The sequence below is a fragment of the Porphyrobacter sp. MBR-49 genome, assembly GCF_053628655.1.
This window is the reverse complement of the sequence record NZ_JBRJGU010000007.1, coordinates 75591-90778: the sequence shown is the minus strand read 5'-3', so window position 1 is coordinate 90778 and position 15188 is coordinate 75591. Positions and strand designations below refer to the sequence as shown.

At 63.2% G+C, this 15188-nt stretch carries 18 protein-coding genes; 14 read left to right on the top strand and 4 right to left on the bottom strand.

The features are described from left to right. Positions 1 to 27 precede the first annotated feature (27 nt). From mutM to ACSSV3_RS11185, 10 genes are all read left to right on the top strand, one after another. Positions 28 to 843: a bifunctional DNA-formamidopyrimidine glycosylase/DNA-(apurinic or apyrimidinic site) lyase gene (mutM, locus tag ACSSV3_RS11230; protein ID WP_354325467.1), complete on the top strand. Its 816-nt coding sequence runs from the start codon at positions 28 to 30 to the stop codon at positions 841 to 843. A 151-nt stretch (positions 844 to 994) separates the two neighbouring features. Continuing rightward, on the top strand, positions 995 to 1255 hold the full coding sequence (rpsT, locus tag ACSSV3_RS11225; RefSeq protein WP_354325465.1) for a 30S ribosomal protein S20: 261 nt from the start codon (positions 995 to 997) through the stop codon (positions 1253 to 1255). 517 nt (positions 1256 to 1772) lie between these two features. Next, positions 1773 to 3176 carry a chromosomal replication initiator protein DnaA gene (dnaA, locus tag ACSSV3_RS11220; RefSeq protein WP_354325464.1) on the top strand — a complete coding sequence of 468 codons (1404 nt, stop codon included), beginning with the start codon at positions 1773 to 1775 and terminating at the stop codon, positions 3174 to 3176. 78 nt (positions 3177 to 3254) lie between these two features. Then, complete coding sequence (locus tag ACSSV3_RS11215; protein WP_354325462.1) at positions 3255 to 3698, top strand: DUF983 domain-containing protein; 444 nt, start codon at positions 3255 to 3257, stop codon at positions 3696 to 3698. Then, on the top strand, positions 3695 to 4468 hold the full coding sequence (locus tag ACSSV3_RS11210) for a HesA/MoeB/ThiF family protein (protein WP_354325460.1): 774 nt from the start codon (positions 3695 to 3697) through the stop codon (positions 4466 to 4468). The genes ACSSV3_RS11215 and ACSSV3_RS11210 overlap by 4 nt, the downstream gene beginning before the upstream one ends. 91 nt (positions 4469 to 4559) lie before the next feature. Next, entirely contained in the window at positions 4560 to 5288 is a 729-nt protein-coding gene (gene dapB / locus ACSSV3_RS11205) for a 4-hydroxy-tetrahydrodipicolinate reductase (protein WP_354325458.1), read from the top strand. Positions 5289 to 5347: 59 nt separating this feature from the next. Further along, complete coding sequence (locus tag ACSSV3_RS11200) at positions 5348 to 6523, top strand: M48 family metallopeptidase (RefSeq protein ID WP_354325456.1); 1176 nt, start codon at positions 5348 to 5350, stop codon at positions 6521 to 6523. Positions 6524 to 6605: 82 nt separating this feature from the next. Next, on the top strand, positions 6606 to 7334 hold the full coding sequence (locus ACSSV3_RS11195; RefSeq protein WP_354325454.1) for a ZIP family metal transporter: 729 nt from the start codon (positions 6606 to 6608) through the stop codon (positions 7332 to 7334). A gap of 4 nt (positions 7335 to 7338) precedes the next feature. Beyond that, a complete protein-coding gene (nth, locus tag ACSSV3_RS11190; protein ID WP_354325452.1) occupies positions 7339 to 7995 on the top strand; it encodes an endonuclease III in 657 nt (218 codons plus the stop codon). 54 nt (positions 7996 to 8049) lie between these two features. Further along, complete coding sequence (locus tag ACSSV3_RS11185; RefSeq protein ID WP_354325451.1) at positions 8050 to 8451, top strand: hypothetical protein; 402 nt, start codon at positions 8050 to 8052, stop codon at positions 8449 to 8451. A gap of 6 nt (positions 8452 to 8457) precedes the next feature. Here the strand turns inward: ACSSV3_RS11185 and ACSSV3_RS11180 are convergent, their stop codons facing one another. Further along, positions 8458 to 9693, bottom strand: a complete 1236-nt coding sequence (locus ACSSV3_RS11180; RefSeq protein WP_354325449.1) for a dicarboxylate/amino acid:cation symporter — start codon at positions 9691 to 9693, stop codon at positions 8458 to 8460. A gap of 1 nt (position 9694) precedes the next feature. Continuing rightward, a complete protein-coding gene (gene dapE / locus ACSSV3_RS11175; RefSeq protein WP_354325447.1) occupies positions 9695 to 10843 on the bottom strand; it encodes a succinyl-diaminopimelate desuccinylase in 1149 nt (382 codons plus the stop codon). A 29-nt stretch (positions 10844 to 10872) separates the two neighbouring features. On the opposite strand from dapE, the gene ACSSV3_RS11170 reads away from it, so the two are divergent. Both ACSSV3_RS11170 and ACSSV3_RS11165 read left to right on the top strand, forming a co-directional pair. Further along, the gene (locus ACSSV3_RS11170) at positions 10873 to 11340 is read left to right on the top strand and encodes a cupin domain-containing protein (RefSeq protein WP_354325445.1); all 468 of its coding nucleotides are present in this window, start codon (positions 10873 to 10875) and stop codon (positions 11338 to 11340) included. 31 nt (positions 11341 to 11371) lie between these two features. Then, on the top strand, positions 11372 to 11983 hold the full coding sequence (locus tag ACSSV3_RS11165; RefSeq protein ID WP_354325443.1) for a LysE family translocator: 612 nt from the start codon (positions 11372 to 11374) through the stop codon (positions 11981 to 11983). Here the strand turns inward: ACSSV3_RS11165 and ACSSV3_RS11160 are convergent. Both ACSSV3_RS11160 and ACSSV3_RS11155 read right to left on the bottom strand, forming a co-directional pair. Beyond that, positions 11980 to 12861, bottom strand: coding sequence for a S1/P1 nuclease (locus tag ACSSV3_RS11160; RefSeq protein WP_354325442.1), 882 nt, complete (start codon positions 12859 to 12861; stop codon positions 11980 to 11982). The two genes, ACSSV3_RS11165 and ACSSV3_RS11160, sit on opposite strands and share 4 nt — an antisense overlap. After that, positions 12858 to 13520 carry a glutathione S-transferase family protein gene (locus ACSSV3_RS11155; protein ID WP_354325440.1) on the bottom strand — a complete coding sequence of 221 codons (663 nt, stop codon included), beginning with the start codon at positions 13518 to 13520 and terminating at the stop codon, positions 12858 to 12860. The genes ACSSV3_RS11160 and ACSSV3_RS11155 overlap by 4 nt, the downstream gene beginning before the upstream one ends. A 138-nt stretch (positions 13521 to 13658) precedes the next feature. On the opposite strand from ACSSV3_RS11155, the gene ACSSV3_RS11150 reads away from it, so the two are divergent. Both ACSSV3_RS11150 and ACSSV3_RS11145 read left to right on the top strand, forming a co-directional pair. Beyond that, positions 13659 to 14090: a VOC family protein gene (locus ACSSV3_RS11150; protein WP_354325438.1), complete on the top strand. Its 432-nt coding sequence runs from the start codon at positions 13659 to 13661 to the stop codon at positions 14088 to 14090. A gap of 75 nt (positions 14091 to 14165) precedes the next feature. Next, a complete protein-coding gene (locus ACSSV3_RS11145; RefSeq protein ID WP_354325436.1) occupies positions 14166 to 15143 on the top strand; it encodes an alpha/beta hydrolase in 978 nt (325 codons plus the stop codon). Positions 15144 to 15188: the final 45 nt, after the last annotated feature.

The window sequence follows — 15188 nt, the reverse complement described above, 5'->3', positions numbered from 1 at the left end:
GAGGGGTTCCCATGTGCGAAGTTTGCAATGCCTGAACTCCCCGAAGTCGAAACAACGGTGCGTGGCCTCGCGCGGTTCCTCGATGGCGCACGGATCACCCGCGTCACATTGAACCGCCCCAATCTGCGCCGCCCCTTCCCCGCCGATCTGGTGCAGATGTTGTCCGGAGCGCAAGTGACCGGCCTTTCGCGCCGGGCGAAATACGGCCTTATCCATTTGAACCGCGATGCGACGATGATTTTCCATCTGGGTATGAGCGGGCGCTGGCGGATCGATCCCGAAACCTCTGATCCCCACGACCACCTGCTGCTGGAAACCGCCGACCACCGCTTTGCCCTATGCGATCCGCGCCGCTTTGGTTCGGTCGATCTGCTGGCAACAGATGCATTGGATGCCTGGCCGCAATTCGCCGCGCTTGGCCCCGAACCGTTGGGGCCGGGGTTGACGGCGGCGCATCTAAAGGCCGCGCTGGCGGGAAAAACCCAGTCCATCAAACTGTGCCTGCTCGATCAGCGGATCGTGGCGGGGCTCGGCAATATCTATGTGTGCGAGGCGCTGTGGCGCGCCGGTATCCGCCCAACCCGGCCCGCGGGCAAGGTATCGGGGCCGCAATTGGCACGGCTGGTGCCCGCGATCCGCGACGTGCTCGACGCCGCAATCCGCGCTGGCGGTTCGACTTTGCGCGATTACACCCAACCCGATGGTGAGCTTGGCTATTTCGCCAGCAGCTTTGATGTCTATGGCCGCGAAGGGCAGGCCTGCCACAGCGATGATGGCGGGGTAATCGCCCGTATCGCGCAGGGCGGACGCAGCACATGGTACTGCCCGATCTGCCAGAAGTAGGGGAGAAACGTTGACCTTGCGCGCATCAGCGACTATGCGCGCTGCTTTCCGGCGGTAGGGCCATGCGTCCGACCCCTTATTTTCGAGCACACCGAACAGTTTTCCCGGCCCGCTCAGGCGGCTAGAACCAAACGCGAGACAGACACGAATTATGGCCAACACGCCGCAAGCCAAAAAGCGCATCCGCCGCAACACCGCCCGCGCCGAAATCAACGGTGCGCGCATCAGCCGCATCCGCAGCTTCATCAAGAAGGTCGAATCGGCCTGCGAAGCCGGTGACAAAGACGCCGCTGCCGTGGCGCTCAAGGCCGCTCAGCCGGAAATGGCGCGCGGCGTCGCTCGCGGCGTGCTGCACAAGAACACCGTGGCGCGCAAATTGTCGCGGCTGACGCGCCGAGTCGCCACGCTCTGATTCGTTTTGGGCAGCTGCGTAAGCTTGTTTAATGGGCGTTTACGGGTTGCAAAAAATGCAAATGCCTAATCGGGTCGCGCTCAACCAGCGCGGCCCGTTTTGGTTTGTGGCGATTGTGACAGGGCGAACCCTCACAAATGTCAGGATTCCTCGCGATTCGCACAGTATCCCACCCGCTTATTGTGTGAATTCATGCACTTGAATGCAAGTCTGCGGCATTGCGCCGAGTCAACAGGAATATTTCACTTTTTTTAAAAGTCCGTGCTTGCGCAAACCTGCAGGGAGTTCTTTAGATAGTCCCTGTCCGGTGTGGATTAGACCGGGCCTTAACAAACTGGCCGACAGGGGGGGCTTCGGAAACTCGGTTTCCGGAGCAGGCAAACTATTGCCTGTCGCAATGGGGAAGGCATGATTCTGCGATCCATAGGGGCGCGCAGAACAGGCATGGATTGGGGACGAGATTGTGCACAAAATCGACAAGGCACGGACATCCGGCCGACAGGCGGATGAACATCTGATGGAAGACGCAGAAGCCGTAAACCTTGCCGCCGATTGGTCTGATATCAGTCAGGGCCTGCGCAAGGATCTGGGCCACCAATTGCACAGCCAGTGGATCAAGCCGATCCAGCTTGGCAATATCAATCGCGAAACCGGCACGCTCGATCTCTATCTGCCGACCGAATTTTCAGCCAACTGGGTGCGTGACCGATTCCATGATCGGCTGCAACTGGCGTGGAAAATCGCGCGCAGCGAAGTGCGCAGCGTCAACATCCAGGTGCATCCCGGTCGCCGCCATCTGCCCGAACTGCGGCTGGACGATGGCCGCCGCCCCGCCAATGACGGCGCATCGGCAATCGCGATGGCGGCAGGCGCGATGGGCGATGCCAGCTTCACATCATCGGTCGGTCTTGATCCGTCGCTGACCTTTGCCGCATTTGTCACGGGCGAAGCCAACGTGCTGGCCTGCAACGCAGCGCAGCGCATGGCCGCGCTGGAACAGCCGCAATTCTCGCCGCTCTATCTCAAGGCGGCGACCGGGCAGGGTAAAACCCATCTGCTGCACGCCATCGGCCACGCCTATCTGCAAACCCACCCGCGCGCGCGCATCTTTTACTGTTCGGCCGAACGTTTCATGGTCGAATTCGTGCAGGCGTTGAAATCGAGCCAGACCATCGAATTCAAGGCGCGGCTGCGCAGCTTTGATCTGCTGCTGGTAGACGATATCCAGTTCATCATCGGCAAGGCGAGCGCGCAGGAAGAATTGCTCTACACCATCGATGCGCTGCTGGCCGAAGGCAAGCGGCTGGTGTTCGCCGCTGACCGCGCCCCGCAGGCGCTCGACGGCGTCGAACCGCGCCTGCTTTCGCGTCTGTCGATGGGGCTGGTGGCCGATATCCAGCCTGCCGATATCGAGCTTCGCAAGAAAATCCTGGTGTCCAAACTGACCCGCTTTGCTGCGATTGCGGTGCCTGATGATGTGATCGAATTCCTCGCCCGCACCATCACCCGCAATGTGCGCGAACTGGTTGGCGGCCTCAACAAACTGATCGCCTATGCCCAGCTGACCGGGCAGGAAGTGAAACTTCAGCTGGCCGAAGAACAGCTCACCGATATCCTCTCGGCCAACCGCCGCCGGATCACCATTGACGAGATTCAGCGCACAGTGTGCCAGTTCTACCGCATCGACCGCGCGGAAATGAGCAGCAAACGCCGCGCGCGTGCGGTTGTCCGCCCGCGTCAGGTGGCAATGTATCTGTCCAAGGTGCTGACCCCGCGCAGCTACCCCGAAATCGGGCGCAAGTTCGGCGGGCGCGATCATTCCACCGTGATCCACGCGGTGCGCCTGATCGAAGACCTGCGCACCCGCGATGCTGATATGGACGGCGATGTGCGCAGCCTGCTGCGCCAGCTGGAAAGCTGAACAGTTGCAATTGTGCGTTCCGGCGCAATGCAGAGACAATGCTCGACAGGCGGCGCGCAGGTTGTAAACAGCCTGCCCATGCCCACTCGACCGCTTACGCCCGACCAGATCGATCTTCCCGCCAGCGCGTTCCCGGCGCTGTTGCGCGGCGTAAAGGGGCAATGCCCGCGCTGCGGCGCGGCGGCATTGTTTCGCGCATGGCTGAAACCGGTCGATGCCTGCCCGCATTGCCGGCAGGATTGGTCGGTACAGCAGGCCGATGACTTTCCGGCCTATATCGGCATCTTCGTGGTCGGCCACCTGCTTGCGCCAGTGGTGATCGCGATGATCGGCACCTTCGGCATGTCGGCTTGGGCAACGCTGGCGATTATCCTGCCGGTGGCGGTGGTGATGCTGATCGCCATGCTGCAACCGGTCAAGGGCGCGGTGATTGCGTTCCTGTGGTGGCACGGCATCGGCGCGTTCCGGCAGGAACGGCGCGCGGCCCCGCCTGCCCTTGGGGCGCCTACGGACGAACCATGACCCTCTCGCCCGCCCGGCTTGATCGTTTTGCCCGCCACATCGTGTTGCCCGAAGTCGGCGGCGCGGGGCAAGTCAGACTGGCGGGCAGCCACGTCGCGATCATCGGGCTTGGCGGGATTGGCAGCCCCGCATTGCAATATCTGGCGGCAAGCGGGATCGGCAGGCTTACCCTTGTCGATGACGATGTGGTTGATGTCAGCAACCTGCAACGCCAGACGATCTTCACCACCCGCGATGTCGGTTATGGCAAGGCGGTATCGGCGCGGCGCTGGCTCGCCAATTTCGACGATACGCTGGCCGTCGACGTGTCCGACGCGCGGATCACGCCTGAAAACGCCGCCAGCCTGATCGCGGGCGTTGATCTGGTGGTCGACGGCACCGACAATTTCGCCACACGGCTAGCCGTGTCCGATGCCTGCGTGGCGGCAGGGGTTCCGCTGCTGTCGGCCGCCGTCGGGCGGTTTCAGGGGCAGGTCGCCGCCTTCGCCGGGCATTTGCCGGGTGAAGCCTGCTATCGCTGCTTTGTCGGTGATGCCTTTGATGCCGAGGACTGCGATACCTGCGCCGATGACGGGATGCTGGGGGCGATGGCCGGATGGGCGGGCAGCTTTGCCGCACTGCAAGCGGTCAAGGTGCTGCTGGCAGGCACATCGGCGCTGGGCGATCCCGGCTGGGGGCGGCTGCATATCCTTGACGGCCTTGCGCCGGGCCTACGCACGATCCGCATCGCCAAAGATGCGGGGTGCCGGGGGTGTGGGTTAGCTGTTTAGCGCACATTGCGAAGGGCTGCCCTTTTTGAGCGACCTTTGTTAAAGGGGAAAGCGGCCCTTCGACAGGCTCTGGGCGAGCGGAGATTTGGATATGCTGCAATTCGGGGTGATCGGACACAAAGGCCGCATGGGGCAGGCGCTGGAAGCGGCAATTGCCGAAGCGGGGCACGAAATGCGTGTGGGCGTGGATGCCGGGGGCAATCCCGGCCCGCTGGCGGGGCAATGCGATGTGCTGGTCGATTTTTCCGCGCCGGACGCGCTGGCCACCAATCTTGGCGCGGCGAAGGTGGCGGGGATTCCGATTCTGATCGGCACCACCGGATTGCAGGAGGAACATTTCGTCTTGCTCGCCAAAGCCGCCAGTGCGGTGCCGGTGCTGCAATCGGGCAACTTCTCGCTAGGCATCACCTTGATGGCGCATCTGGTGCGGGAGGCGGCGGCGCGGCTGGGGCCGGATTGGGATATCGAAGTGCTGGAAATGCATCACCGGATGAAGGTCGATGCGCCGTCGGGCACCGCCAAGCTGCTGGGTGAAGCCGCAGCCGCAGCGCGCAAGATTGATCTGGCCGCCAATACGGAAAGCGGCCGTCACGGCATGACCGGCGCGCGGCGCGAAGGCGCAATCGGTTTTGCCACCCTGCGCGGCGGCACGGTGGCGGGCGAACATTCCGTGATCTTTGCCGGGCCGGACGAACGGCTGACGATCTCTCATAACGCCGAAGACCGCATGATCTTTGCGCGCGGAGCGGTGAAGGCGGCCGCATGGCTGATCGGTAAGCCCGCCGGGCGTTACAGCATGAACGACGTGCTGGGGCTGTGACGCTTGACCGGCACAGCACCCGGTGTATTGGATAAACAACACACTTGGGAGCCATCATCATGTCGCACGCCTTGACGCCCGCGCAAGAAGCCGCGCGACTTGTCGATACCCTCGGGCCGGAGGCGCTGGCCAAGGCTGAGGCCTATACCACGGGCAATCACTGGCTGCTGTTCGCCGGGGTCGCAGTATCTTTGTTGGTCGCCTGGATCATGGTGCGCCTGCGCCTGCTTGACTGGGTTGCTGAGCGGTTGGAACAGCGCAAACCATTCGTTTCCACCTTCGCGGTCAGCGCTGCGTTCTTCCTGATTTCAGCAGTACTGACCCTTCCGTGGGTCATTTTCACCGATTGGCATCGCCAGCGAAACTACGACCTGTCGCAGCAACCGCTGGGCGATTTCCTCGGGCAGGTGGCGATCAGCGAAGCGATCACAATCATGGTCGGAGGGCTGTTCCTGGCCGGGGTCTACACCCTGATCCGCCGCACCGGGCGGCGCTGGTGGATATGGAGTGGAGGGCTTGCTGCTGTAACGGTGTTGCTGATGTTGCTCGCCGGGCCAAGCCTGATTGAACCATTGTTCAACGAATACAAACCCGTCCCCCCCGGAGAGGTGCGCACGGCGCTCGAGCGAATTGCCGATGATGTCGATATCCCGCATGACCGCATTTTCATGTATGACGGGTCGCGCCAGTCGGAACGGTTCACCGCCAATGTTTCCGGCATCGGCCCAACCGCGCGGATCGCGATTTCCGATGTGGCGCTGAAAGAGGCATCACTTGCCGAAGTGCGCGCAGTGACAGGTCATGAGGCCGGGCATTACAAGCTTGGCCATATCTGGCGTTACGTGGTGATCTTCCCGCTGCTGGCGATGCTGTTCTTCTATCTGCTCAATCGCCTGTTTGCGCCAACGGCGCGATTGCTGGGGAGCGATGCCCGGCTCGGCGAGCCGCGCGGACTGCCCGTGTTCGCTGTGGTGGGATCGGTGCTCGGGTTGCTTATCACGCCGCTCACCAACACCCTCACGCGGGTGGGTGAGACTGAGGCGGATCGGTATTCGCTCGAAACCGTAGGCGAACCCGATGCGCTGGCGAGCGCGCTGGTGAAGACGGCGGAGTATCGTTACCCGCGGCCAAGCCCGCTGGAAGAGGTGCTGTTTTACACCCACCCTTCGGTGGAAAAGCGCGCGCTGCGGGCAATGGAATGGAAAGCCGCGAGCCGTCAAACGGACGGAAAGTAACTTCGGGCGGTCTTCGTGCAATGCATGGTGAAGCCAGCGCAGTGGCTGATCGGCAGGCTCGCTGGGGAAGGAACACGATAGGATGTCATTTCTGACCGGCCCATTTCTGCTCGCACTGGCGCTGACAGCCGTCGCCGGGTTCAGCGCTTTTGCTGGCGCGGCGCTGGGCTGTCTGGATGAAATTCGCGGCGGCGTGCTGTCAGACAAGTGGAAGAACGCAGTCATCGCCTTTGGCGGCGGCGCGTTGATTGGCGCGGTGGGCCTGCTGCTGGTGCCGCATGGGCTTGATTCGCAGCCGGTATGGCTTGCGGCGGGAACCTTTGTGGCGGGCGGCGCGGCGGCGCTGGTGGTTGACCGGGCGCTGCAGCGTTCCGGCACGCCAGCCAGCCAGCTGGTTGCGCTCAACCTGGATTTCATTCCCGAAGCGGTGGTGGTTGGCGCGGTCATTACCCAAAATCGGGCCATGGCGCTGTTTTTGGCGGCAGTGATGATTGCCCAAAACCTGCCCGAGGGTTTCAACGCCTATCGCGAAGTCCGCAACAGCCACGGCGGCTTCATCCGCTCGCATATCCTGCGATTGATGCTGCTGTGCATCGTGATCGGGCCGATCGCCGCAACGCTCGGCTACCTCGTCTTTACGCTTGAGAGCGCGGTGCTGGGCAGCGTGATGACGTTTTTTGCCGGAGGGATCCTCTATCTGGTGTTCGAAGATGTCGCACCCGAGGCGAAGGGCAACGGCGAATGGATGCCGGCGATGGGCGCGGTGGCCGGTTTCATGGTTGCGCTGATTGGTTCGGGGATTACCGGCTGACCTGATGACCCGCGATCAGATTTTCGAATTTTTCCGCCGCCTGGCCGAGGATAACCCCTCGCCCCAGACCGAGCTGGAATATGGCAATGCTTATCAGTTGGTGGTGGCCGTGGCGCTGTCCGCGCAGGCGACCGATGTCGGGGTGAACAAAGCGACGCGGGCGTTGTTCGCCAAGGTTTCAACGCCGCAGCAGATGCTCGATCTGGGAGAGGATGGGCTGAAAGAGCACATCAAGACCATCGGCCTGTTCAATTCCAAGGCCAAGAACGTGATCGCGTTGTCCCAGCTGCTGGTCGATGAATATGGCGGCGAAGTGCCCGATACCCGCGAAGCCCTCACCCGCCTGCCCGGCGTCGGGCGCAAGACCGCCAATGTCGTGCTCAATTGCTGGTTCGGGCAGGAAACCTTTGCGGTCGACACCCACATCTTCCGCCTTGGCAACCGCACCGGCATGGCCAGGGGCAAGACCCCCGAAGCGGTCGAGGCCAAGCTGGAAAAGCGCGTGCCGCAGCCATTTCGCCTGCATTCGCACCACTGGATGATCCTGCACGGGCGCTATGTCTGCAAGGCAAGGACGCCCGAATGCTGGCGCTGCAAGGTCGCTGACCTGTGCAGCTTCAGGAAGAAGGTGCTGGAGGCGCTGCGGGGGCGCGCGGATTAAGCCAAGGTTCAAGCGCCGGGGCGATGATGCGTCGCATATTGGTGGAGAAGCGTGATGAACCTGCGGAACCTGAGCCTTGCCGCTTTACCCGTCCTTGCCGTGGCTTGTGCCCCGGTAGAACAGGCGACCCAGGCCAACCCCACCGCCGGAGCGCCCGCCGTAAACGTGCTTGGCGCGCCGAAGCAATGCCTCACCCGAAGCCAGATCCGCCAGACGGCGGTGCGCAGTGACTGGGTAATCGATTTCGAGATGACCGGCGGCGATGTTTATCGCAGCATCTTGCCGCAACGCTGTCCGGGTTTGAGCTTTGAAGAGGCCATTACCTACGAAACCTCGCTCAACCAATTGTGCACCACGCAGATCGTCTATGCGCTGCAAGATTATGGGGGCGTATTGCAACGCGGGGCAGGCTGCACCTTGGGTGAGTTTGTGCCGGTCGAATATGTGAAAAAGTAAATCTACCTACACATCATCCGCGCTGATCAGTTCGGCCTTGTCGAGTTCGCCCGTCAGGCTCGCCACGGTCACCGCCACCGCGCCATCGCCGGTGATGTTGGTGGTGGTGCGCATCATGTCCATGATCCGGTCAACCCCGGCGACAAAGGCGATGGTTTCCAGCGGCACGTTCACCGCGCTGAACACCAGCGCCATCATGATCAGCCCCGCGCCGGGAATCCCCGCCGCGCCGACCGCGCCGAGCGTGCCGAGCAGCGCGATCATCGCGTAATCGCCCCAGCTCAGATCCACCCCGAAAATCTGCGCCCCGAACAGGGTCGCCAGCCCCAGATACATAGCCGTGCCATTCATGTTCACCGTCGCGCCAAGGCTGATGACAAAGCTGGCAACCGGCTTTGACACGCCCAGATTGCGTTCGGCACAGCGCAGCGTGACCGGCAGCGTCGCGTTGGAACTGGCGGTGGAATAGCTGACCGCAATCGCGTCGATCATGCCGCGGAAAAACCCGATCAATGGCACCTTGGCAATGAATTTGATCATCGCGCCGTAGATCAACCCGATGATTAGGAGGCAGCCGAAGTAGTTGAGGAACACCAGCTTGCCGAGCGCAGCCAGCGCATCGAAGCCCAGCGTCCCCGCCACCCACGCCATCAGCGCGAAAACGCCGAACGGGGTCAGTTCCATCACTACCATGGTAACTTTCTGCATCACCACAGAGCCGCTTTCGAAGATCTTGAGCGCGGGCTCGCCGTCTTCCTTGGCCATCAGGATGCCGATCCCGATCAGCAGCGAGAACACGATCAGTGGCAACACGTTGACGTCCGCCATCACCTGCACCGGGCTTTGCGGGATCATGCCGAGCACCATCTCGCGCCAGCTGGTCTCGGCGGGATCGGGCGCGGCTCCTAGGGTCAACGCGGAGGTATCCACGCCCAGACCCGGCGCAATCAACGTGCCCAGCGTCAGCCCCAGCCACACCGACATCTGACCGGTCACCACAAACAGCAACATCGCCCGCCAGCCGACGCTGCCCAGCTTGCGCAGATCGCCAATACTGGCGACACCCGCCACCAGACTGAAGAAGATCAACGGCACCACCAGCATCTTGATAAAGGCGACGAACACATCGCCGATGATCTTGATGCTTTCCGCCCCCGGCCCCCAAAAACGCCCGACGATAATGCCAAGGATCAGCGCCGCAATCACGCGTTGCCACAGGGGAATTCGCAGCCAGGTGCTCAAATTAATATCCTTCCTCTAACGTCAGCGCGGCGCGGCCGATGCGGGCATAGATACGGGCGAGCGCGGCCAGATCGGAAACCGCCGCAGCCTCGTCACGCTTATGCATGGTGGCGTTGCACAGGCCGAATTCGATCACCGGGCAGACGCTGCGCAGGAACCGCGCGTCGGATGTGCCGCCGGTGGTGGACAGTTCGGGGGCGATGCCGGTTTCCGCCTCAACCGCCGCCGCGACCAGTTTCGAAAACGCGCCCGGTTCGGTCAGGAACGGTTCGCCCGAAATAATCGGTCGCGCATGGCCGCCGTGCTGTTCGGCGATGGCGCAAACCCTGTCGGACAGGCTTTTGCCGCTGTGCAAATCGTTGAAGCGGATCGATATCCGCGCCCGCCCCTGCGCGGGGATGACGTTGTGCGCGGTGTTGGGCGCGGTGATTTCAGTGATTTCAAGGTTCGACGGCTGAAACCACTGCGTGCCTGTATCCAGCGTCAGCGCGTCCAGTTCCGCCAGAATCGCCACCAGTTTGGGCAGCGGATTATCGGCCAGATGCGGATAGGCGACATGGCCCTGCGTGCCGTCCACGGTAATCCAGATATTGACCGAACCGCGCCGCCCGATCTTCACCATGTCGCCCAAGCGGTTGACGGACGTAGGCTCACCCACAAGGCATAGGTCGGGTTGGTGGCCCGCTGCCACCATGTAATCGATCAGCGCGCGGGTGCCGTGCAGCGCGGGGCCTTCTTCGTCGCCGGTGATGATGAAACTGATCGTGCCCGCTTCGGCAGGCACATTGGCGACGGCGGCGACCATTGCGGCAATCGCGCCCTTCATATCGACCGCGCCGCGCCCGTGCAGCAGTTCACCGCGCACTTCGGGGGTAAACGGATCGGTTGCCCAGCCATCTCCCGGCGGCACCACATCCAGATGCCCGGCAAAGGCAAAGTGCCGCGACCCCGGCGGCCCGGCGCGAATGGCGAACAGGTTTTCGACCGGTGCCTCGTCGCTGCCTTCCGGCCCTGCGCCGCGCATGAACCGATGCACCGCAAAGCCCAGCGGCGCGAGCATCGCTTCCAATTCATCAAACACCGCGCCACTTGCAGGCGTCACGGAAGGCGCGGCAATCAGGCGCTTGGCAAGGTCGAGCGGATCGAGCATTCGTGCAGGCCTAGCAGGAGTTGCCGCCAATGCCCAAGCTTGATCTTGACGCCATTCCCCAGACCAATGCGACCGGCTATCCGCCGCCCTATGACGCGGCGGTTGCGGGCCGTTGGTATCGTCGGCTGGCACCGCCTGCGGGCCTGACACAGATGGGGGCGAGCCACGTGGTGCTGGAGCCGGGTGCGTTCTCGTCGCAGCGCCACTGGCATCGCGGGCAAGACGAATTGGTGGTGATGATCGAAGGCCACGCGGTGTTGATCGATGATCGCGGCGAAACCCCGGTCAGCGCGGGTGATGTGCTGGCTTTTCCGGCCGGGGAAGCCAACGGCCACCATCTGCACAACCGTTCGGATAGCCCCTGCGCCTTCGTCGCCATCAGCGCGGGTGTGCGCGATGATGATAGCGGCGAATATTCAGACATCGACATGGTGTTCGGACCGGAAGGCTATGCCCATAAGGACGGAAGCCGCTACGCCAGCGAACGGCTCCCATGAAGCGGCGCGCGGACTGCGGGGAACCAGCGGCATGATGGATATTGCCGGATTTGCGCTTGCCGTGCTGCTGATCGAGCTGACACCGGGGCCGAATATGGGGTGGCTGGTCACGCTTACCCTGGCCGAGGGGCGGCGCGCGGGGCTTGCTGCGATCAGCGGGATTGCATTGGGCCTCGCTGGCAATGCGGCGCTCAGCGTGCTGGCGGCCAGTTTCATCCTCGCGCAAGACGCAATGCTGGCGCAGGCGATGTCGGCGTTGGCCGCGGCCATGATGGCGTGGCTGGCGTTTGAGGCATGGCGCGCATCGGGGGAAAGTTCGCCAGCCGCCACCCCGCACGTCATCGGACGGCGCAATTTCTTTGCGGGATTGGCGATCAACCTTTTCAATCCCAAATCGGCGCTGTTTTTCATCACCGTCATGCCGCAGTTCATCGCCGGAGGCCGGCCAAGTCTGAGCCAGGGGCTGGCGATGGCCGCAGTCAGCGTCATTATCGCCACGTCGATCCATCTGGCGCTGGTGCTGGGAGCGGGGCGACTGCGACCATTGCTGATGGCGCAGCATCGCGCGATGATCGTGCGGCGAGTGCTGGCGCTGGCGATGCTGGGCGTGGCGGCGTGGTTCCTTACCAAAGCATTCGCTTAACGCCGCCGCTGCTCCTCCACCACCAGCGGCCCCGGCGCGAACGCGCTTTCCAACAGATCGGCGATGCGCAGCCCGGCCTGCTGCACGCGGCGTTTGGCAATCGGCACCCCGCGGATGATGTCCTCTTGGCTCAACGCAGTTTCATCGGGCAGCGGGGCGGCGCAAACGTCTTCGGTGTCGAATGCGGTGGGATAGACAAAGCCGCGCGCAATTTCCCAGCTTTCACGGCCCCAGTCGTCGGGCGAGCCGCCGCTCAACTCCGCGCGTTCGGCGGGCGAATAGCGCCGCACCACCGGATCGGCGGGATCGCTGATCGCGCGTTCGGCCAGCGGGCCATCCCAGATGCTGTGCAAGTTATAGCCCGGTCTGATCCCGTAATCCGCCTTGCGGTCATTGCCGCCGCGATCCTCGTTATCGCCCGAATGCAGCGGCATATGCACATCGCCGGCAAAATGCACCACGAAGGCCAGCGCCTCCAGCCGGATCGCGGCGGGCAGGCTTTCATCGGCCAGCATCCGGTGGGCGCGGGTCACTTGCGCGGTGACGCAATTGCCGCCCGCACAATTGGCGCGGGGGTTGAACGCCTGACAGACCGGCGCGGTGCGGTAATGCCACGCGGCGGTAAAGCCCCAGCGCCAGCCTTCGCCGCGGATGCAATCGGCCCACACCGCCGCATCCTCAAGCGATTTGAGCGGGCATTCGGGCGTGCCCAGCGCCGGTTCCGACCGGATCAGCCGCGCGATTTTGGCGCGCACTTGCGGCGAGACATTGGCCTCGGCAATCGCGGCGGTCTTGCGGTGGGCGTAGAAACCCCAGGCATGGGCGGGTGCGGGCAGCATCACCGCCAACGCCAGCACTACGGCCAGCGCCGCTTTCACGCGACCGCCTCGTATTGTTCGATCACCCATTCTTCTTCCCCTGCCGCGCTGATCCATTCGGCCATCCAGTCATGTTCCCAGATCGCCTGCATATAGGCCTGCGCAAATCCCGGCACGCCGATGCCATAGGTGACAAACCGCGTCACCACCGGGGCATAGAAGATATCCGCCGCGCCGAACGTGCCGAACAGATACGGCCCCGCCCCGCCATGGCGCGCGCGCGCTTCGGCCCACAGGCCAAGGATGCGGACGATGTCGTGCTTGGTCGCGTCGGAGAGGCCAGGCAATTCCACCCGGCGGCGAATGTTCATCGGCAGTTCGCTGCGCAAGGATTGATAGCCCGAATGCATTTCCGCCACCATTGATCGCGCCATCCCGCGTGCAACGTTATCCTTGGGCCAGAACCGGTCGCGCCCGACCTTGTCGGCAAGATATTCCATGATCGCCATGCTTTCCCACACCACCGCTTCGCCATCCCACAGGATCGGCATCTTGCCCGATGACGGCTGCATCTCGTCCATGTCCTGTTTCAGCCGATCCCATTCTTCGCCCATCAGCGGCACAGTAAGCTCGTCGAAATGCAGGCCCGATTGCTTGACCGCAAGCCAGCCGCGCAGACTCCAGCTGGAATAATTCTTGTTACCGATGATCAGTTTCATGAGGTCGTCTGCTCCACCTTGCCGGGACTTTTCAGTTATCGAGGTTCGCTTGCGCGACCGGTAGCACCCCTAGATATGCGGGCATTTCCTGTCGAGCATGAAGCGGCTATTGCTGTGCCACCAACAGGAGCTTCGCTGATGACCCTTCGTCCGTTTCACCTCGCCTTCCCGGTTGATGATCTTTCCGCCGCGCGCGCCTTTTATGGCGGGGTGATGGGGTGCAGCGAAGGGCGGTCGAGCGATGAATGGATCGATTTCGATTTCCACGGCCACCAGATTGTCGCGCACCTTGCGCCGGGCAAGGCGGGTGCCAAAAATCGCGATGTTGCCAATACCCACGTTGACGGCCACGGGGTGCCGGTACCGCATTTCGGCCTTGTGCTGGGCATGGACGAGTGGGAGGCACTGGCGGCGCGGCTGCGCGCTGGCGGCTGCGAATTCGTGATCGAACCGACCATCCGTTTCAGAGGCCAGCCGGGCGAACAGGCCACGATGTTCCTACGCGATCCATCAGGCAATGCGCTGGAGTTCAAAGCCTTTGCCGATGTCGGGCAGTTATTCGCGCGCTAAGGGCGGCGAGGCACTTCGTCCCGCAATCCCGCAGCCGCCAGCCGATGCCATCTCTTTAGGCGCAAGGAGCAAGCCATGATCAAATATACCGCCCTGCTGGCTTCCGCGCTGGCAATCGCCGTGCCAGCCCACGCCAATCCTGCACCCGAAACGCAGATCGAAGCTGCGGGGCCGCATGGGCCGCTGGTTGGCACCATGATAGATGCCCCGGCGCGCAATGCAGCCGAAGCGCAGCGGCCGGTGGCACTGATCATCCCCGGCTCTGGCCCGACCGACCGCGACGGCAATAACCCGCTCGGCGTGCGCGCGGCGAGCTATCGCTTGCTGGCGGAAGGGCTTGCCGCCGAAGGCATTGCCAGCGTGCGGATCGACAAGCGCGGGATGTTCGGCAGCGCCGCCGCCATCCCCGATGCCAACGCGGTGACGATTGCCGATTATGTGGCTGACACCGCCGCATGGGTCGATGTGATCCGCACGGCGACGGGGGCGGATTGCGTCTGGCTGCTGGGCCATAGCGAAGGCGGGCTGGTGGCGCTTGCGGCCGCGCAGCAGGTTAAAGGCCTGTGCGGGCTGGTGCTGATCGCTGCGCCGGGCAGGCCGCTGGGCGAAGTGCTCAAGGAACAGCTGCGCGCCAACCCGGCCAATGCGCCGCTGCTTGGTGCGGCGGAAGATGCGATTGACCGGCTCGCCGCAGGCCAGCGGGTCGATGCGGCCACCCTGCCCCCGGCGTTGCTGCCGTTGTTCAATCCGGCATTGCAGGGCTATTTCATCAGCATCATGGCGCTTGACCCGGCAGACCTCGCCGCGCGTGCGCAATTGCCGATCCTGATCGTTCAGGGTGGCAAGGACTTGCAAGTGTCGGTGGCCGATGCGCAGCGGCTGAAGGCCGCCAACCCCTCTGCCACGCTGACGATCCTGCCCGATGCCAGCCATGTGCTGAAAGACGTTGCGGGCAACAGCCCGGCGGACAACATGGCAACCTACACCGCGCCCGATCTGCCACTGGCCAAGGGGATCATCGCCGCAATCGCGGGTTTCATCCAGCAGCCCTGATACCAAGGTTCGAGGCCTGCCTCGAACCGATTGCGGCCTGACCTG